General features: G+C 63.2%; 16 protein-coding genes. 7 read left to right on the plus strand and 9 right to left on the minus strand.

Going from position 1 to position 19378, the window contains the following annotated elements; genetic code table 11:
* Positions 1 to 8: 8 nt before the first annotated feature.
* Together DESPIG_RS02300 and DESPIG_RS02305 are read right to left on the minus strand one after the other, a co-directional pair.
* The gene (locus tag DESPIG_RS02300) at positions 9 to 803 is read right to left on the minus strand and encodes a Nif3-like dinuclear metal center hexameric protein (protein WP_006004560.1); all 795 of its coding nucleotides are present in this window, start codon (positions 801 to 803) and stop codon (positions 9 to 11) included.
* A 194-nt stretch (positions 804 to 997) separates the two neighbouring features.
* Entirely contained in the window at positions 998 to 1810 is an 813-nt protein-coding gene (locus DESPIG_RS02305) for a phosphoribosylformylglycinamidine synthase subunit PurQ (RefSeq protein WP_006004563.1), read from the minus strand.
* Positions 1811 to 2018: 208 nt separating this feature from the next.
* On the opposite strand from DESPIG_RS02305, the gene DESPIG_RS02310 reads away from it, so the two are divergent.
* The 7 genes from DESPIG_RS02310 (at position 2019) to DESPIG_RS02340 (ending at position 8440) form a co-directional block, all read left to right on the plus strand.
* Positions 2019 to 3662: a CTP synthase gene (locus DESPIG_RS02310; RefSeq protein ID WP_006004567.1), complete on the plus strand. Its 1644-nt coding sequence runs from the start codon at positions 2019 to 2021 to the stop codon at positions 3660 to 3662.
* 179 nt (positions 3663 to 3841) lie between these two features.
* Positions 3842 to 5272, plus strand: coding sequence for an RNA polymerase factor sigma-54 (gene rpoN, locus DESPIG_RS02315; RefSeq protein ID WP_006004571.1), 1431 nt, complete (start codon positions 3842 to 3844; stop codon positions 5270 to 5272).
* Positions 5273 to 5294: 22 nt separating this feature from the next.
* Positions 5295 to 5834: a ribosome hibernation-promoting factor, HPF/YfiA family gene (hpf, locus tag DESPIG_RS02320; protein ID WP_006004573.1), complete on the plus strand. Its 540-nt coding sequence runs from the start codon at positions 5295 to 5297 to the stop codon at positions 5832 to 5834.
* Positions 5835 to 5875: 41 nt separating this feature from the next.
* Positions 5876 to 6778, plus strand: a complete 903-nt coding sequence (gene rapZ, locus DESPIG_RS02325) for an RNase adapter RapZ (RefSeq protein WP_006004574.1) — start codon at positions 5876 to 5878, stop codon at positions 6776 to 6778.
* A gap of 68 nt (positions 6779 to 6846) precedes the next feature.
* Positions 6847 to 7290, plus strand: coding sequence for a PTS sugar transporter subunit IIA (locus DESPIG_RS02330; protein ID WP_006004575.1), 444 nt, complete (start codon positions 6847 to 6849; stop codon positions 7288 to 7290).
* 5 nt (positions 7291 to 7295) lie between these two features.
* Positions 7296 to 7757, plus strand: a complete 462-nt coding sequence (locus tag DESPIG_RS02335) for a PTS sugar transporter subunit IIB (protein ID WP_006004578.1) — start codon at positions 7296 to 7298, stop codon at positions 7755 to 7757.
* Positions 7757 to 8440, plus strand: coding sequence for a PTS sugar transporter subunit IIC (locus DESPIG_RS02340; RefSeq protein ID WP_006004579.1), 684 nt, complete (start codon positions 7757 to 7759; stop codon positions 8438 to 8440). Before DESPIG_RS02335 ends, DESPIG_RS02340 begins: the two co-directional genes overlap by 1 nt.
* A gap of 135 nt (positions 8441 to 8575) precedes the next feature.
* Here DESPIG_RS02340 and DESPIG_RS02345 read toward each other — a convergent pair whose 3' ends face one another.
* From DESPIG_RS02345 to DESPIG_RS02375, 7 genes are all read right to left on the minus strand, one after another.
* Positions 8576 to 9541, minus strand: a complete 966-nt coding sequence (locus DESPIG_RS02345) for a rhomboid family intramembrane serine protease (RefSeq protein WP_006004581.1) — start codon at positions 9539 to 9541, stop codon at positions 8576 to 8578.
* 54 nt (positions 9542 to 9595) lie between these two features.
* Positions 9596 to 9808 carry a 50S ribosomal protein L28 gene (rpmB, locus tag DESPIG_RS02350; protein WP_040369119.1) on the minus strand — a complete coding sequence of 71 codons (213 nt, stop codon included), beginning with the start codon at positions 9806 to 9808 and terminating at the stop codon, positions 9596 to 9598.
* 186 nt (positions 9809 to 9994) lie between these two features.
* Complete coding sequence (locus DESPIG_RS02355) at positions 9995 to 10474, minus strand: hypothetical protein (protein ID WP_006004585.1); 480 nt, start codon at positions 10472 to 10474, stop codon at positions 9995 to 9997.
* A 64-nt stretch (positions 10475 to 10538) separates the two neighbouring features.
* Positions 10539 to 11669: an NAD(P)H-dependent flavin oxidoreductase gene (locus DESPIG_RS02360; RefSeq protein WP_006004587.1), complete on the minus strand. Its 1131-nt coding sequence runs from the start codon at positions 11667 to 11669 to the stop codon at positions 10539 to 10541.
* Between the two features lie 113 nt (positions 11670 to 11782).
* Positions 11783 to 14764 carry a PD-(D/E)XK nuclease family protein gene (locus DESPIG_RS02365; protein ID WP_006004589.1) on the minus strand — a complete coding sequence of 994 codons (2982 nt, stop codon included), beginning with the start codon at positions 14762 to 14764 and terminating at the stop codon, positions 11783 to 11785.
* Complete coding sequence (locus DESPIG_RS02370; RefSeq protein WP_006004591.1) at positions 14761 to 18048, minus strand: UvrD-helicase domain-containing protein; 3288 nt, start codon at positions 18046 to 18048, stop codon at positions 14761 to 14763. Before DESPIG_RS02370 ends, DESPIG_RS02365 begins: the two co-directional genes overlap by 4 nt.
* Positions 18041 to 19360: an ATP-dependent 6-phosphofructokinase gene (locus DESPIG_RS02375; protein ID WP_006004593.1), complete on the minus strand. Its 1320-nt coding sequence runs from the start codon at positions 19358 to 19360 to the stop codon at positions 18041 to 18043. Before DESPIG_RS02375 ends, DESPIG_RS02370 begins: the two co-directional genes overlap by 8 nt.
* Between the last annotated feature and the right edge of the window lie 18 nt (positions 19361 to 19378).

The following is a 19378-nucleotide window of genomic DNA, read 5'->3' on the forward strand; positions in this document are numbered from 1 at the left end:
GGTTCCTCCTAAAGAACGCGGGGATGGACAGGCTGGAAAGGAGAGGCCGAAGGCACGAAGACGACTTCGAGCATCGGGCAGGCGTGCTGCAGGTGGATGGCGGCACGCCGCATCATTTCTTCTTCCAGGCTGTGATGGCCCACGTCGAAAAGACAAAGTTGCGTATCCAGCGCCGTATGGTATTTGACGTCGCCGGTGATGAAAATGTCGGCACCCGCGGCGCGGGCCTCCTCCAGCAAGGAGGATCCCGAACCGGTGCAGTAGGCCACACGCCGGATGTTTTCCGGGCAGGGGCCGCTGACGGTGGCGGTGCTCAGGTCGATGTGCGCTGCCAGCATGCCGGCCAGCTGCGGCAGGTCCACAGGTTCGGCCAGATCGCCGGCCAGGCCGAAGCCGTGCGGCAGTTCCCCCGTGCCGGGGCCGGTGGGCTCCAGCACGGCTAGATTGTCCAGATGCAGCTCGCGGGCCAGCCAGGACGCCGGGCCGTCGCTGTTGACATCCAGCGAGGTATGCGCGGCGTAGAGCGGCACATCGCTGGTCAGCAGCAGGCGCAGGACTTCATGGTAATGGTCGATGCGGTTGGGCAGCGAAGGTTTGAGCGCCAGCGGATGATGGCTGAGGATGCACTGCGCGCCGAGTTCGAGCGCGGCCGTGATGGAAGCCGGGCTCGGATCGAGGCAGACAGCCAGACGCGTGGCGTCGGTCCTGTGCGCGGCCACCTGCAGGCCCGAGGCGTCCCAGGACGCGGCGCCCTGCAGGGGGGCCATCTGTTCTATGATGGTAATGATCTCTGCTATATGCATATCGATCCCTCACAGTAAAAAAGCACTTCCCTGAAACCAGAAAAGTGCTTTCAAAAGCAAAGGGCGGCAGGCTCGCTGCAAATGATCGACACCTGTGTCTGCGACCACTGGGGCCGTAACCAGCAAAATGGTTCAAAGAATCTAGCTGGCCCTGAGCCCGCTGTCAAGCGGGAAGTCGCCCTCTCTTCCTTATATTAAAGGGCGCGCAGGTAGCGCACGGCGTTGGAGAACAGCTGGGTGGCCGGGGGCACGTCGATGGAGCCGCGGGTCCAGGTGGGATAGTTGGTCACATGGTGGAACGCTTCGGGGTGGGGCATGAGGCCCAGCACGCGCCCGCTGGGATCCGTCAGGCCGGCGATGGCCAGGCTGGAACCGTTGGGGTTGAGCGGATATTCCATGGTCGCCTTGCCGGTCTCGGGATCGGCGTACTGCAGGGCGATGAGGTTCTCATCGGCCAGGCGCTGCAGGGTGGCGTCGTCGCGGGCGATGAGCTTGCCTTCGCCGTGGCGCACGGGCATGGCCATCATGGGCAGGTCCTTGGTGAAGACGCAGGGGCTCTTGGGGTTGGGCAGCAGATGCACCCAGCGGTCTTCGTAACGGGCGGAGTCGTTGTGGCTCAGGGAGACCTGGCGTTCGAAACGGTTGTTGTCCAGAGCGGGCAGCACGCCCAGCTTGACCAGCAGCTGGAAGCCGTTGCAGATGCCCAGGATCAGCTTGCCGTCATTGATGAATTCGGTCAGGGACTGGAGCAGGGGAGTGCCCGTGCTGTCCTTCAGATAGCGCCAGCGCATGCTGGCAGCCTGGGCGGCGCCCAGGTCGTCACCATCCAGGAACCCGCCGGGGAACACGAGGAAGTGGTAATCGCTCAGGCGGACTTTGGCGGCCACGATGTCGGAAAAATGCACGACGTCAGCGCGGTCGGCACCCGCGAGACGGGCGGCGTGGGCGGTTTCGAGATGGGAATTGGTGCCATAGCCGGTGATGACGAGAGTATTGACTGTGCCCATGCGGCAGAAGCCTCCTTGCAAGCGGTAGCCACAAAGGGCCACTATAGAAATGGAAAAAGAGACTACCTGCAAAGTTTATAATAGTCAATGCTGGTAAAATGATTCGGATTGGTGTAAAACCTCCCGATTGCGCAAGGGCGGTTTGCCCGGGCGCAGCACATGCGGTCCGGACCACGGTCCGCTGTATGTCATCAAAAGGTAGGAGTTCATGAAAACCAAGTTCATTTTTGTTACGGGCGGTGTGTTGTCTTCCCTGGGCAAGGGCCTTGCCGCGGCTTCGCTGGGCGCCCTGTTGCAGACCCGGGGACTTTCCGTCACCATCCAAAAGCTGGATCCGTATATCAATGTTGACCCCGGCACCATGAATCCCTTCCAGCACGGCGAAGTGTTCGTGACCGATGACGGGGCCGAGACCGACCTGGACTTGGGCCACTACGAGCGTTACCTCAACGTGCCCATGTCGCGCAAGAACAACACCACTTCCGGTGCCATCTACAACCACGTGATCGCCAAGGAACGCCGGGGCGACTACCTGGGCGGCACCGTGCAGGTGATCCCCCACATCACCGACGAGATCAAGCGCACCGTGCTTTCCCTAGCCGAGGGGGACAACGCCCCTGACGTGGCCATCATCGAAATCGGCGGCACCGTGGGCGACATCGAAGGCCTGCCCTTCCTGGAAGCCATCCGTCAGCTCAAGTCCGAGCTGGGCCGCGACAACTGCCTGAACATCCACCTGACGCTGGTGCCCTACCTCAAGGCCGCCGGTGAGCACAAGACCAAGCCCACCCAGCACAGCGTCAAGGAACTGCTTTCCATCGGCATCCAGCCCGACATCATCCTCTGCCGCTGCGAGCACAGCATCCCCGAAGAGATGCGCCGCAAGATCGCCCTGTTCTGCAACGTGGATCAGGACGCCGTGTTCTCCTCCGTGGACGTGGGCAACATCTATGAAGTGCCCCTGCGCTTCTACGAAGAAGGCTTCGACCAGAAAGTGGCCATCATGCTGCGCCTGCCCGCGCGCAACGCCCATCTGGAAGACTGGAAAAAGCTGGTCTACGACTGTGCCAATCCCCAGGGCAGCGTGACCATCGCCATCGTGGGCAAGTATGTGGACCTGAAGGAAGCCTACAAGAGCCTGCATGAAGCCCTGATCCACGGCGGCGTGGCCAACCGCGTTTCCGTGAACCTGCGCTACGTCAATTCCGAGAACGTGGACGACAGCAACGTGGCCGCCACCTTTGCCGGCTGCGACGGCATCCTGGTGCCCGGCGGCTTCGGTTACCGCGGCGTGGAAGGCAAGATCGCCGCCATCCGCTATGCCCGTGAGAACCGCATCCCCTTCTTCGGCATCTGCCTGGGCATGCAGTGCGCGGTCATCGAGTTCGCCCGCCACGTGGCCGGTCTGGAAGACGCCAACTCCGAGGAATTCGATCCCCTGAGCGCCCACAAGGTCATCTACCTGATGACCGAATGGTTCGACTTCCGCACCAAGAACCTGGAAAAGCGCGATGCCGAGAGCGACAAGGGCGGCACCATGCGTCTGGGCGCCTATCCCTGCAAGATCATCCCCGATACCCGTGCCTTTGAAGCCTACGGCAAGGAACTGGTGGAAGAACGTCACCGTCACCGCTACGAGTTCAACAATGCCTTCAAGGATCTGCTGGAAGAAAAGGGCATGGTCTTCAGCGGTACCGCTCCCGACGGCTCCCTGATGGAGATCGTGGAACTGCCCGACCATCCCTGGTTCCTGGGCTGCCAGTTCCACCCCGAATTCAAGTCCCGTCCCATGGCGGCGCATCCCCTGTTCCGCGAATTCATCAAGGCCGCCAAGAACAATCACAAGAAATAGGGCTTTTGTGCAAGAAAAGCCGTTCAGGACGCTCCGCTGGCGCGGGGCGTCCTTTTTTTATGCAATGACTTGAAATATTCCCTTTTTTGTGCTCTCAGGCCAGCCTCCCTTGCCTATTGGTGCAGCATGTGGCATGGTATTTGAAACGTAGAAAATTTTTACTGACAGGATAGCACCCCATGGCATTGGAACTTCGTCAACAACTCAAATTGTCGCAGCAGCTGGTCATGACCCCCCAGCTGCAGCAGGCCATCAAGCTGTTGCAGCTTTCTCGTGTCGAACTTCTGGAGACCGTCCAGCAGGAGCTGCTGGAAAACCCCTTCCTGGAAGAGGCCCCGGCCAATGAGCCCGTGGCTCCGCAGGATCAGGAAGAGTCGCGGCACGAGAAGCCCCAGGACGAAGTCTATGACGAGGATCTTTCCCGCAATGCCGACTGGGAGGAATACCTCGGCGAATTCGCCAGCACGCCGCGCACTTCGCAGGGGCGGGAACTGGAGATCGCGGAAGAGATCTCTCCCCTGGAGGCCCGCTATTCGGCCAAACCCACGCTGGAAGGGCATCTGCTCTGGCAGCTGCATCTTTCGACCCTGACGGACGAGCAGAAGGAGATCGGCGAGATCATCATCGGCAATCTGGGCTCGTCGGGCTATCTGCGCGCCAGTGTGGAAGAGATCGCCGAGATGGCGTCCACCACGCCGGAGGCCGTCCAGACCGTGCTGGAACGCGTGCAGCTTTTCGACCCCGTGGGCGTGGCGGCCCGGGATGCCCGCGAATGCCTGCTGGTGCAGCTGAAGAACCTGCGCTACGACCGTGATCCCATCCTGCTGGAGCTGGTGCAGTCGCATCTGGAAGATCTGGAGGCCCACCGCTACAAGCCCCTGCTGCGCAAGTTCAAGCTGGATATGGAAGGCCTGCGCGAGTACCTGGACATCATCCAGTCCCTGGAGCCCCTGCCCGGGGCCAGCTTCGACGGCAGCGAGCCCACCTATGTGAGTCCTGACGTCTTCGTGTACAGCGTCGGCGACGAATTCGTCATCCTGCTCAATGAAGATGGTTTGCCGCATCTGCAGCTCTCCAGCATGTTGCGTGATGGCGTTCCCTCCTGTAATGAAAAAGAGAAGGACTACGTTTCGGAAAAAGTACGTTCCGCCTCCTGGCTCATCCGCAGTCTGTACCAGCGGCAGCGGACGCTGTATAAAGTGGTGGAGAGCATCGTCAAACATCAGCAGCCCTTTTTCCGTGACGGCGTCACCAAGCTCGCACCGCTCATCCTCAAGGATATCGCCGACGATATCGGGATGCATGAGTCCACGGTCAGCCGCATCACCACCAACAAGTATGTGGCGACGCCGCACGGCATCTTCGAACTCAAATTTTTCTTCAACAGCGGGCTTGAACTGGACGATGGAAGTCAGGTAGGCTCAGAGAGCGTCAAGGCACTGATCAAAAAGTTCATCGCTGGCGAAGATCCCAAATCGCCCCTGAGCGACGAGCGGCTCGGCGAGCTGCTCAAGGAACAGTTGAAGGTCAATATCGCACGGCGCACGGTGGCCAAGTACCGCACGGCGCTGAACATCCCCTCATCCTCAAAGCGCAAGGAACATTTCTGATTCCTGCACCACGGGAGGTTCTATGAACATTGCTTTCACTTTCAAGAACTTCGAGGCCTCCGATCATCTGAAGAAGTATGCCCGTCGCCGTATGGAAAAGATGGGACGCTTTTTTGGCAAGGCTTCCGGACTGGAAGTCGGTGTTGTGCTTACTGTGGACAAGTTCCGGCATCGCTGTGAAGTGACCATCGCCGGCGAGGGGCTGCACCTGAGCGCTTCCGAGCAGTCGTCCGATATGTACGCTGCCATCGACCTTGTGGTGGACAAGGTCGAGGCCCAGATCAAGAAGCACGTCTCGCGCGTCAAGGAACAGCGCCGTCAGGCCCGCAACGCCAACGTGGACGTCTTCACCTACAACCTGGAAGCCGATCCCGATGAGGAACCCACCGTGGTGGGCACCGAGCGCTTCGCGCCCAAGCCCCTGCATCTGGATGAAGCCCTGATGCAGCTGGAATCCATCGGCAGCGAGTTCCTGGTCTTCATCAATGCCGAGACCGACCGCGTCAATGTGGTGTACCGCCGCCGCATCGGCGGCTATGCCGTCATCGACCCTGTCCTGTAAAGACTTCGGGGCCCCCGCAAGGGGGCCCCTTCGAGATTGCCATGAGCCAGACACCATCCGAGGGCGCGGCGGCGCCTGTCCAGGTCTGTATAGTCACCGGCCTTTCGGGGGCCGGTAAAAGTACGGCGCTACGGGTCTTTGAAGACCTGCGCTATTTCACTGTGGACGGATTGCCCGCCGGGCTGGCCGTCGAGATGGTGGAGATGATGCGGCGCGGATCCATGGAACGGTTTCGGGGCATGGCCCTGGGCATGGACATGCGCCAGCAGGATTTTCTGGAAGAGCTCAACGTGGCCCTTGCCCAGCTTTCCGAGCACGGCGTCCGGCCCGTGCTGCTTTTTCTGGAAGCCGGGGCGCAGGAGCTCATGCGCCGCTATGCCACCACCCGCCGGCCCCATCCGCTAGAGCGTGAAGGCATGGGCCTTGAGGATGCCCTGCGCGAGGAACGCACGCGCCTGGCTCCTGTGCGCGAGATGGCGGATCTGGTCATCGATACCAGCCGCTTTTCCATCCATGACCTGCGCCGCGCCATCCAGAAGCGCTGGAGCAGGACGTCGGGCAAGTTGCGGGCCATCCGGGTCAACGTCATCTCGTTCGGCTTCAAATATGGTGTCCCGCGCGAGGCGGATTTCGTCTTTGACCTGCGCTTTTTGCCCAATCCCTATTTCGTAGAAAAATTGCGTCCCCTCAGCGGCAAGGACAAGGCCGTCCGTGACTATGTCTTTGCCTCCGAGGCCGCGCAGGAATTCGAGAAGAAGCTTTTCGACCTGGTGCGCTTCATGCTGCCGCAGATGGAAGCGGAAGGCCGCTACCGGGTGGCCATAGCCGTGGGCTGTACCGGTGGCCGCCACCGTTCCGTCGCCACGGCCGAGGCCCTGTTCCAGATGCTGCGCCAGGCGGATTATCCGGCCAGTATCGAGCACAGGCACCTTGAACTTGGCTAGGAAAGCTGGCACTCTTGGCCTTACGTGCTGCATTTTGCAGAAATTTCAGTTCCAGCGCGAGGTATGTCATGTCGGAACAGCAATCTTCCACCCAGGTCGGCATCATCGTTGTCGCCCATGCCGACTATGGCTCTGCCATGTTGCGCACGGCGGAGTTCATCCTTGGTACCCTGAGCGACTGCACCTCCATCAGCGTGGACATCGCCCAGGAAGTGCCCGAGACCGTGCGCCGTCTGGATGATGCCGCCCAGCGGCTGGACAAGGGCGCAGGGGTCATCATCCTCACCGACATGTTCGGCGGCACCCCCACCAACCTGGCCCTCTCCCTGCTGGGGAGCCATAATGTGGAAGTCGTCACCGGCGTCAACCTGCCCATGCTGCTCAAGGTCTTCACCTGTCGCGAAAAGCCCCTGGCCGAGCTGGCCAAGCTGGCCGGAGAGGCCGGTACCAAGGGCATCGTCGTGGCCGGCAGCATGCTGCGTTCCCGGAACAAAGAAAAAACAGGCGATTGATCCGTATGCTCTGGTTCAGAGTGGACAACCGTCTGGTGCACGGGCAGGTCATCGAAGGCTGGTTGCCCTATGTGGCCGCCCGGCACCTGATAGTTGCCAATGACGCCATGTCCGCGGACCTTCTGCAGCAGCAGATCGTCTCTCTGGCGGTACCGGAACAGGTGGCCATCCACTTTGTGCCGGTGGATGCCCTGCTCGAGACGCTGGCCTGTTGCGGCGAGAGCAGCCTTGTCCTTTTTGCCGACTGTCAGGATGCCCGCAGGGCCCTGGAAAGCGGCGTCGCCATCCGGGCCCTCAATATCGGCAATCTGCATTACGCACCGGGCAAGATCCAGATCTTCCCGCATGTGGCCCTCTCCGAACAGGACAGGGAAGACCTGCGGGCCATGCTGCAGCAGCAGGTGGAGCTGGATTTCCGTTGTGTGCCTTCCGACAAAATCCGGGATGCTTATGAGCAGCTTCTCTGATGCCCTCTGGCTGGGCGTGCACTACGCTTTTTTTTGTCCTCGCGGGGATAGCCCGTTCTTCCTTTGTCTTCAGGCTGGCTGACAGGCCCCTGTTCTGGGCCCTGCTGCTGGGCGCCATCTCCGGCCAGTGGCAACCCGCGCTCTCGCTGGGGATCGTGGTGGAGCTGCTCTGGCTCGACGTCATCGCCCTGGGCAGTGTGGTCCCGCCCTTCGGGACGCTGGCCTTCCTGCTGCTTTTCCCCCTGTCCATCATCCCGGGCTGGTCTGAGGCCCATCAATTCCTTGCGCCCCTGATGTTCGCGGTATTCGCGGCCTATGGCGCCAGCTACGCGGAACGTTACCAGCGGGTGGCGCTCAATCCGCTGGTGGATCTGGTCACGGCATCGTTCTCTTCCGGTCGCGGCTGTACGCCGGGGCAGGCCGTGGCACTGGGGGCCGTGGTGCGTGCCGGTTGGCAGTTCTCGCTCTACATGCTGTGCTATGTGGTCTTGTGGCTGGCCTGTGAGCTGCTGGGGGACGCGATCTTCCTTTTTGAAGGGCAGATGAGCTGGCCCATGCTGTTTGCGGCTAGTATGGTGGGCGGCATCCTTTCCCTGCGCACACGCCGGGCATACGCCTGCCTCGTGGGGATGTTCGTGGCGGTCTGGAGCTTTCTGGCCGTGACCAGGCTGGACATCTTTTAGGTGCTGCCGGGATCCCTCGGCACAGTTCTTTCCTCATTTTGCATAAAAAAGCTGCGTCGTGCATGGCATCACCATGCGGACGCAGCTTTTTTTCGGTCATCGCCGTTGGGCCAGCGCCGGAATATCCCGAGTCCGTCATCCATGGAAAGCCCGCATCCAGGCTAGCGCGGGCACTGCCAGAGCCAGCAGGGCGGACAGCCATTGCGGCAGGGCCGGCCAGCCGCGTCTGGTACGCAGGGCCTCTCCAAAACCGAGAGCCGTTCCGGCCGCCAGACCGCAGATGTGGGCCAGGTAGTCCACGTTCCCTTCTCCCATGCCCCACATGGCCAGGATGCCCACACCGGCCGCCAGCGGCAGATAGCGCTTGCTTTCATGATGCAGGACCATATAGCCGGCCAGGGCCCCGATAGCTGCGAAGACAGCCGTGGAAAAGCCCAGGCTGAGGACGAATTCCCGACGCAGCACCACAGTGAGTAGATTGCCGAGCCCGCCGCCCAGCACCGTCAGCAGCAGGGCCCGCCCCGGCCCCGTCAGCCGGGCCAGCAGGGGCAGCATGATGCCGCCCAGCAGGACATTGCCCGTCAGATGGGCCGCGTCGGCATGGAGGGTAAGGGCCGTGAACAGGCGATGCCATTCGCCGTAGATGCGCAGACGGACATTGTCCAGCGCTCCGGCCTGTTCCCAGCTCACCGGAAGGGGCAGCCCGTCGGGCAGCGGCCACCAGCCGCAACGTAAGCCGTGCCAAAAAACGAGCAGTAGCAGGGGCAGGGCGGCCAGCCAGCAGCAGGCATGGAGCGCGGGCGGCAGGCCCCGGGGGGCCGGGGGGCGCTGCTTTTCCGCATGGAAGTGCTGCAATTCCTGCCGGGCCAGATCTTCCAGCAGGGCAGGGACATAGATGTATTCTTTTTGGCGGAAGCGCCAGAGCTGGTGGGGAAGACCGCAGGCGCTGAGCACAAGGATCATTTCCTGGCGCTGGCCGTAGGAGCTGATGCCCTCGGCGCCGGTGAGGGAACGCCAGTGGGACGGCAGGGGACGCGGGCGACGCTGGACGTGCCAGTATCCCGCAAAAGGGGCGGGCAGACGCAGAAGGCGGGGCTTCATAGCAAAAAAGCCCCGATTGCAGATGCAACCGGGGCTTTGCGGGCAAAAAACAAGTTAGTCCTGCTTGGCGCGGGCGGCGGGCTTGGTCACCACACCGGAACGCAGGCAGCGGGTGCACACGGTCAGGGTGCGCACGGTGCCGTCAGCGAACTGATGACGCACGCGCTGCAGGTTGGGGTTGAAGCGACGCTTGGTCTTGATGTTGGAATGGCTGACAAGATTGCCGACCTGGGGCTTTTTGCCGCAGAAATCGCATTCTTTGCTCATGATGTCCTCCGTATATGCAGAAAACTGTGTGTATCGTTTATGCGGCAAAGCCGGGTAACAGCGGCCGCGCATTGCGCAGGCAATGAGCCATGCATCCAGCATGGCCGCGCAAGCAGTTCCTTTACCCAAGCTTTGCCAAAAAGGCAAGCCTTTTTCCGGGAAAAGCCCAAATTTCTTTGCTGCGGGCTACTTTTGGGGCGTCAGGCACGGGCAGAGCATCCCGCGCCGGGGCAGATCGTCTCCTTTGACGGGGGAGCACCCCGCCTGTCGGGCGTCCTTGTGTGACAGCAGGCGGGCATGGACCCGGCAGCCGATGGCATAGGGGGGCAGCCACTGCCGCCACTGCGGTGTCATGGCGTCGATGGAAAGGTGCTCCAGATCCGGGCAGGCGGTGCAGGAAGCGCAAGGGGCCTCCGGCAGTTCCAGCACGCAGCAGGCATCAGGGCACTGTTCCAGCGTGGCCATGAGGCTGACGGTACGGTGGCGCAGATCCAGCTCGGCATCCATGGCCGTGGCGCAGGTCTCGGCATCATAGCCCAGTTCTTCATAGGCCACCCAGATCACTTCGCCGTTCATGCGTCCGTACAGGGGATGGCTGTTCCGCAGGCGTTTTTTTTCAGCATCGGACAGCGTGGCGCTGTCCACCAGGGGAAGGGTGTCGTCCATGGTCCTCCAGGGGCAAAAAAAGGGGCCGGCAGGGCCGGCCCCGGGATGGCAGATGTGACGGGGTTTACTTCAGCAGACCTTGCAGGGTCTGCTTGCCCTTGCTGATGGTCTGGTCGAATTCCTGCTGCAGGGATTCCATCAGTTCCTTGACGGAGACGATGCTGTTGACCCTGGCCACGTTGGCACCGCAGAAGGCGAAGCCGCGCTCCAGGTTGCCTTTCATGGCGCTGATGAGGGCCTGGGCGATGCAGTAGGGCGTCTTTTCCTGGTCGCAGGTATGTACGCAGTGGAAGACGCATTTGAAGGGTTTTTTGTTGCCCTGGCGGGCAGCCTCGATAAAGTCGTTTTGCAGGGCGCGGCCGGGCATGCCCACCGGGCTCTTGATGATGGTGATGTCTTCTTCCCGGGCAGAGATATAGCTCTGTTTGAAGCGCTCATCGGCATCACATTCCTTGGTGGCCACGAAGCGGGTCCCCATCTGGACGCCGGAAGCGCCGAGGTCGAGGAATTTTTTGATGTCTTCGCCGGTGTAGATGCCGCCGGCGGCGATGACGGGCACGGCGCGGCCTTTCTGGTCTTCAAGGCGCTTGGCGGCCTCGACCACCTGGGGGACCAGGACTTCCAGGGCGAAGTTCGGGTCGTTGATCTCTTCACGCTTGAAGCCGAGATGACCGCCGGCCTTGGGGCCTTCCACCACGAAGGCGTCAGGCAGGTAATCGAAACGGGAGAGCCACTTGCGGGCGATCAGGGTCGCCGCGCGGGCGGAAGAGACGATGGGGACCAGCTTGGTCTTGAACTCTTCCTTTTTCTCTTCGCAGGCCTGCAGGAGATGCTTGGGCATCTCCAGGGGCAGACCGGCACCGGAAAAGATGATGTCGGCACGATTTTCGATGGCCGTGCGCACCATCTGGCTGAAGGTGGTCAGCGCCACCATGATGTTGACGCCGATGATGCCCTGGGTCTTTTCACGGGCCTTGATCAGCTCCTGGCGCAGGGCGCGCAGGTTGGCTTCGATGGGGTTCTTGGCCACATCGGGTTCTTTCATCCCGATCATGGCTCCGGCGATGACGCCGATGCCGCCCTGATTGGCAACAGCAGAGGCGAGGCCGGAAAGGGAAATGCCAACACCCATGCCGCCTTGGACGATGGGCATTTTAGCGGTCAGGTCTCCAATGGACAAAGAAGGAAAAGCCATGATGCAACCTCCAACATGGCGCTATAAGGTAAAGCCCTCGAGGGGCGGTATTGAAATCAGTTTTCGGAAATCAGTACCAGAAAAAACTTGTTTTCACAAGGCTGCTGTCTTTATCAGGCATGGCAAAGTGCCTGATAATCGCACCAGCGGCAGCCTTCGCCCGGGCGGCCGGTGAAATCCGGGCCGTGCTCCATATGCCAGAGCAGCAGGGAGAGGACGTCGAAGCATTGACGGATGCGTTCGTCATTGTCCAGATCCAGCCTGGGGCCGAACAGCCAGTATTCCCGCCCCTTGTCGCGCAATTCCACCAGGGCGGCGTCGTGCAGTTCCGTGAAACCGGCGGCGTGCAGCATGCACAGATAGGCGGGCAGCTGGATCATTCGCAGCTTCTCGGCCAGCTGGTCGAAAACCACGGCGGCCAGCCGGCGGCGATCCTCCAGAGGAAGCCGTGCGTCCCTGACCTGTGCCATCTGGAGGAACAGGGCTTCATCATCCCAAAGGGCCCCGGCAGGGCTGTTGATGATGCCGGTCTTGTAGTCCACGATGCAAAGGCCGTCTTCCCGTCTGTCCAGCCTGTCCAGACGTCCCTTGAACGTATACTCCCGGCCGTTGCAGCGGATGACCTGGGTCAGGGGATATTCCAGCTCCAGGATGGTGGCGGCCGGCTGGTTGCAGAGGTATTCCTCCAGACGGCGCGGGGCCGCCATGGAGAACATCATCAGGCTGTCGGGAGGCAGCTGGGTCCGCAGGTCGTGCTTTTCTATCTGATGCTGCAGCTCGGCGCGCATGACGGCCATGTCGAAGGTCCCGGCCCCCACCGGTTTGCCGCGATACGGGCGGTAGAGCTGTTGCAGCACATCGTGCAGCACAGAGCCCACTTCTGCCGGGTCGTCCTTTTCGTTGACCTCCTGGACAGGCCGGAAACGGCACAGATGTTTCCAGACGAAGGACAACGGGCACCGCAAATAGGTATCCAGGGCTGTGGGAGAGATGGGCGCGGCCAAAAAGTCCCGCATGGCATCCTGCAGGGCCTGGTTGCGTTTCAGGGACAGCTCGCGGGGCGGCATGGGGGCCACGGCACAGGTGGCCACAGCCAGCGGCGGCGTGCCCGGCTTGAGGATGGCCCCGGTACGCTGTTCGTGCGCCCAGATGAGCTGTTCCACAAAACGGCTGCGGGCCTTCTTGCTGTCCATGAGCCCCGAGCGTCCCTGGCTTTCCTGCCAGTAAAAGCGCACTTCGCGGGCGCAGGCGCACAGGCGGTAGAGCGTGTGGGAGGCCGCCCGTTCCCGGCGGCGGGCATCGGGCAGGCCGAGGATGCGGCGCAGGCTGTCCGGCAGCAGGGGATCCTGACCGGGGGCACCGGGCAGGACGTCATCGGTGGCATCGACGATGAAGATGCGGTCGAACTGGAGCAGACGGCTTTCCAGCATGCCCAGTACCTGCACGCCGCCCAGCGGGTCGGCCTCGAAGGGGATGCGCTGCTGTTGCAGCAGCTGGCGGGCCAGACCGTGCAGGAGGCGGGGGAGCATCTCCTCGCCGGACAGGGCATTGTGCTGCAATTCCGGCACGCAGTGGCGCACCAGCCGGTACAGGGCCTCGGCATCCAGGGGAAAGCGTTCCCAGACGGCTTGGCCGTGCCGGGTCAGGAAGTCGCTCAGGCGCAGCAGGGCCCCGGCCAGACCGGCCAGCGTGGCGACGTCGCCGAAATCTTCCAGCAGCAGGTGCAGCAGCTCTTCCAGCAAGGCGCGTTCGGGGCTGGGGGGCGGAAGGGGCCCGTCCGGGCCGGTCGTTTCATCCGCGCATCCTTCACCTTCCGCCAGAGTATCCAGCAGGTCATCCAGGGCCACCAGACGCCTGCCGCTGCGGATGCGGCGTTCCAGACGGCGCAGCAGGGGGCGCAGGGGCTGTCCCGTGCCTGTTTCCCCTTCGGGAGCGGAGGCCTGCAGCATGCCCAGATAGGGATGGCGCAGGCAGGCCAGCAGATGTCGCCAGTAAAAGAGCCCGTCCTTGTCCCGGCCTTCATGCAGGCGGAACAGGCTGTCCAGCAGATGGAAAAGGGGTGAGCGGTCCAGGGGATAGCCCATGGAGATGTTGACTTCCTTGTCCGGCAGGTGATGCAGCACGGGCAGCAGAAGGTCACCGTGGGTCAGCAGGATGGCCGTGGAAGCCTCCGATGGGGCATCCAGATCCCGTTGCAGGGCCTTGAGCTGGGAGTGGAGGTCGTAGCCCGCGAAATAATGCCATTTTTGCCCGTCATCCGCCGGGGAGGGCGTGTCCTCCTCCCAGGGGCGGGCCGTGGCCTGCCAGCGCTGCAACCACTGGACGTGTTCTTGGCAGGCCCAGTGTACGGCCGACCGGCCGTCCTCGTCATGCCGGGCCAGGGCGGGATCCGTATGCAGGCAGACGCGGGCCCCGGCCTGCCAGAGGCTGCGGAGCAGGATGTCCTCGGTCTCGGTGAGCAGGGAAAAACCGGCCAGCAGCACGGGGTGCCCGTCCGCAGGGCGTAGCAGATCGGGGATGTCCTCCGCATGGCGGGCGGCCAGCCAGAAGTCATGGCCCGGCGTGGTCCAGCCCTTTTGGGCCAGCGCGGCTACATAGGCATCACGGATGCGCCCCAGGGCGCCCAGCAGGGCCGCGGCCGGGGGGCTCACCTCGTCGATGAAAGGCAGGTCGTCGGTGACCATGTTCTGGCCCAGCAGCTCTTCCAGCAGGTTGGCCAGGCGGATGCCCCAGGGCAGGAAGGCGCCCGGGGCCAGATCGCCGAAGCGCTTTTCCAGCTCGTGGTCTTCATCGGCCAGATCGAGGACGCAGTCCCGCAGCAGGGCCACCCTGTCCAGCAGGCAGGCCGTGCGCAGCGGCACGGGGCTGGCGTGCATGCGCCACAGGCGCACCATGTCCGGCAGGGAAAGGACCTTGGGCAGCAGGCCGGTGGCCCCGGCAGCGGCATAGATGTCCACAAGATACCGCCACGGACGGTTGTGGGGGACGATGATGACGGCATCACCGGGCCGCCCGCCGCTCCAGAGGTCGGTGGCCTGTTTCAGGGCAGGCAGGAAAGGGTGCTGCCAGGAAAAGATATGGAAGGGGCTGCTCATGCCTCGTCCTCACAGAAATAACGGGGATAGGCTCCAAGATCCGTAAACAGTTCCGAAGCGTTTTCGGGTTCCACCAGGCGGAAGGACTGTTTGTCCAGATAGATGAGCAGACCGCGGGCCACCGCCGTACCGCTCTGTTCCAGACAGCGCAGGTAGCGTTGCACCTGCCGGACATGTTCGTCCATGACCCTGCCGCTCTTGTAGTCCACCACCAGGGTCCCCCAGGACAGCGGGACGATGAGGTCGGCACGCAAGAGCTCCCTGCGGGGGCCGTCGGCGGCCAGCATGGATTGCTCCGGGACGCCGCGCTGCTGCCAGAGGCCGAACTGGGGCAGGCGCAGCAGCCAGAGCAGGCAGGATTCCATATCGGCGGTGACGCTTTCCCTGTCAGGGGCATCCTGACCGTCGGCAAGGGGGATGGTGGCAAGCACCTCCCGCACGGCTGCCCTGATATTGTCCTCACTAAGGCCGCCCAGGGGCAGCTGTTCCAGGCAGGCATGGAGCAGGGTGCCGCGATCCCGTGCGGAAAAGTGCATCCGTTCCAGCGGGTTGCGGTAGATCTTGAGCCGGGGCAGCCATTGCATGGGCCGCCAGTCCTCTTCCGGCACGGAGGGGGCCGCCCGCCCGCCGGAAAGTCGATCGGGAACGGTATCGGCCTCTGCGGCTTCCGGTGCCGGGGCCGTATCTTCCTCTTCATCCTCCGCCACCGGGGGCTGGACAGGATGCAGCACATCGTCCCCGCCTTCCAGCTGGTAGGGGACGTCGAGCCCGGCCTGTTGCCAAAGGACATCCAGGGCGTCGCTGCCGCAGCCCTTGCGCACGGTGGCGGCACTGGTGCGGAAGACAAGGAGCTCTTCCCGTGCCCGGGTGAAGGCCACATAGAACTGGTTGAGCAGTTCCATGGCCTGCCGCAACAGGGCCTCGTAGTAGACCCTGCCGCAATGCGGCCCGTTCTTGCAGACCATGCGCAGGCCGTCTTCTTCCATGAGCACCGGATCGCTCGCCTTCAGGGACGCGTCGGTCCAGGGCAGGAGGACCACAGGGGCCTCGAGACCCTTGGATTTGTGGACGGTCATGATGCGCACGGCGTCGATGCCTTCGGGCATGGGGACTTTTTCTTCCTCGCCCTTTTCCTGCCAGTGGGCCAAAAAGTCGGGCAGGGTGGCCAGCCCCTGGTCCTCGGCATTCTTGAGCACTTCGAGGAAGCAGCGCAGGAAGACATCGGCATCGGGATAACGTTCGAAGACCCGGAGGCGGTCGTACCATTCCATGACCGTGTCGTACGGTGTCATGAGCCCGGCCTGATTGTGGAAAGGCGCCAGCACCGCGGTCCAGAACTCGGGGAAGCCCTGCTGCAGATGCTGGACCAGGGGGATACTGCCCCTGCCCACGCAACTGTCGTGCAAGACCTGCAGATCGGGTACGGGCAGGGGGCCCTGCTGCACCAGGCTGCCCGTGACCACGGTCCAGAGGGCCAGCTCGTCTTCCGCATTGCACAGGAACTGCAACAGGGCCACGCTCTGGATCACCAGGGGATGGGTGGACAGCAGCAGGCTGTTCTCCGTGACGATGGGGATGTCGGCAGCGGCCAAATCTTCGGCCACCAGGGCGGCCTGAGCATTGCTGCGTACCAGTACCAGCATGTCCTGCCAGGGGCGGCGCGGGGCCAGTTCCTGCCGGAGCACGTGACGCAGGCGTCCCAGCACGGCGGCGTTGAGTTCCTCGCTGTTGTCCGCGTCGATGGCTTCCACACGCACGAGGCCGCCGGAAGGCGAGCTGGGCGAAAAATCCTGGGCCGTTCCTGCATAGCCCGCGGCCACGCGTCTTGCATAGCTGTCCAGCAGATCGTCCGGCGTCTCTTGCGGCATCAGGGCGGCAAGGGCCTGCCGGGCCACGGAGGCATCCTCCAGCGGCGAGAACAGGGCGTTGTTGTGCGCGATGATCTGACGGCAGCTGCGCCAGTTGGCCGTGAGCGTTTCGTGGCGCACGTCCGGGGCCAGACGGCGCAAGGGCGCTTCGATGCCGTCAAAAAGGGCCGCATCCCCGCCGCGCCAGCCGTAGATGGCCTGCTTGACGTCGCCCACCCAGGTCAGGGAGCCGCCCCGGGAAAGGGCTTCTTCCACCAGCGGGCTCAGGGCCTGCCACTGTTCGCGGCTGGTGTCCTGGAACTCGTCCAGCAGGAAATATTGCAGGCGGCTGCCCAGGCGGCACAGGGCCTCGGAGACGCCAAAGCTGCCGCTGAGCACCGAACCGGCCAGCTCCGGCACCAGGACGGCGGGCAGGGTGCCCTCCTGTTGCTGGTTGGCTCTCATGGCGTGGACCAGCAGGGTGGCCAGCTGGACGGCCGGGGCGAAATTGCGGGCCGAACGCAGCAGGGCATGGCGGCGGCTGAAATCCGGCAGCCAGGCCGTCAGGGCCTCCAGGGCCGACAGCAGCTCTTCCGTACGCTTCGTTTTGGCCGTGAGGAATTTGTCGACCTCGGGCTCGGCGATGGATTTGAGCTTGAAGGCCCCTTCATCCCGTTCCTGAAGACGCACCAGGGCCTTGCGGCTCGTGGCATGGAGTTTCGTCCCTGCGCGTTCTTCCGCCTCCAGCACGTCCGTGACCAGAGCGATGGTCCTGTGCCAGTGCTGCCGGTGGCGTTTTTCCAGCTCTTCCGGGCCCGCGATGTCCGTGAACTCGCCGCGCAGGATGCCGTCCAGCAGGGGGCGGATGATGTCGCCCAGCTTTTCCCCGGCGTTGAAGCCCTTGCTCTGCTGCACATGGACGATGGCCCAGTAGAGGTCACGCAGCAGTTTTTCCATGGCTTCGTTGCCCTGGGAGGCCTGGTTGAGCAGGGTGTCGAGATAGGGCGTCACGGCATCCATGCTCACGAAGGCGGGCTGGAAATCCGGGGGCAGATCCAGCTGCAGGGAGGCCGAACGTACGATGGCATGGAGCAGGCTGTCGATGGTGCGGATGTTGAGGCTGGCCAGATCGCGCAGGATGACGTCCAGCCAGCGGGCGGCCATGTCGGGCGTCAGGGGGATGTCCTTTTCCGGCGTGCCCAGGGCGATGGCCTTGAGACGGCCGATGACGCGGTCGCGCATCTCGCCGGCGGCGGCATTGGTGAAGGTGATGGCCAGGATCTCGTCCCAGCCCGAGGGGCCGTTGCCCAGCCCGCAGGAGGCGGCAGCGGCCGGTGCCGGTGACCCGCAGGCCGCCAGCAGACACAAAAAACGCCGGGTCAGGTCATAGGTCTTGCCTGACCCGGCGGAAGCCTTGACTTGGTACAGACTAGCCATGCGTCTCCTGCTGCGGCAGCATGCCGGCCAGCATGCCCTGTCCCGTGGATTCCAGCGCGGCACGCCAGAGGTCGGAATAGATGTTGAGCTTGCGGCGGCGGCGCGTCACCAGCTCCAGCGGCAGATGCACGTAGCGGTCCTGGATTTTGCCCACCACCATGTCGGTGCGCCCGGCCATGGCCGCATGGACGGCATACTGGCCCAGGAAGCCGCAATAGACCTTGTCATTGGCCGTGGCCGGTACGGAACGGATGATGTAGCTGGGGTCGATGTATTTGAGCGCGTGGGGGATGCCGCGCGCGTCCATGTAGCGCTTGATCTCGGAGCGCAGCAGGTCGGCCACGTCGCCCAGCAGCAGGTTGCCCGAGGCGTCGGTGGCGCCGGAACGGTCCAGCAGGTGCTGGCCGGCGCCTTCGGCCGCCACGATGACGGCATGATGGCGGCTTTTCAGGCGCTCTTCCAGCGCGGGCAGCAGGCCGCCTTCCCCTTCAAGGGTGAAGGGCGCTTCCGGCACCAGGACGAAGTTCACTTCCTTCATGGCCAGCGTGGCCTGGGCCGCGATGAAGCCCGATTCCCGGCCCATGAGCTTGACCAGGCCGATGCCGTTGGGCATGCCCCTGGCCTCGGTATGGGCGCATTCGATGGCTTCGGTGGCCTTGAAAACGGCCGTCTCGAAGCCGAAGGACTGGGGGATGAAGTTGATGTCGTTGTCGATGGTCTTGGGGATGCCGATGACGGCGATCTTGAGGTTGCGCGCCTGTACCTCGCGGCTGATGCTCAGGGCGGCCTTCATGCTGCCGTCACCGCCGATGACGAACAAAATGCTGACGTTGGAGCGCTCCAGACTGTCCACGATCTCTTCCGCGGACTGGGGACCGCGCGACGAGCCCAGGATGGTGCCGCCGAAACGGTGGATGTCGGCCACGCGTTCGGGCGTCAGCTCCATGGGCTGATGGCCGCAGGCCGGGATGAAGCCTTCCAGCCCGTAACGGATGCCCATGATGGAGGGCACATGGTAGGCGTGGTGCGCCTCCATGACGATGGCGCGGATGACGTCATTGAGCCCCGGGCAAAGGCCACCGCAGGTCACGATGGCGCATTTTGCCCGGCTGGGATCGAAGTAAAGTTTTTTCCGGGGGCCGGCAGCCTCGAAATCCAGGCGTACGGGTTCGGTGAACTCGTCGCAGAGTTCCCTGTCCACCTGTATGGGCAGGCGCACATCATCCACCCAGGTACGGTAGGGCAGCCGGGACGTGAGCTTGGGGGTGCCGAGAGTACGGATGCTGGTATCGATGGCGCCGGGTTGGGTCATGCTTCACCTCGTGGTGGG

Origin of the sequence: Desulfovibrio piger ATCC 29098 (assembly GCF_000156375.1) — a bacterium.
GTDB lineage: Bacteria > Desulfobacterota > Desulfovibrionia > Desulfovibrionales > Desulfovibrionaceae > Desulfovibrio > Desulfovibrio piger.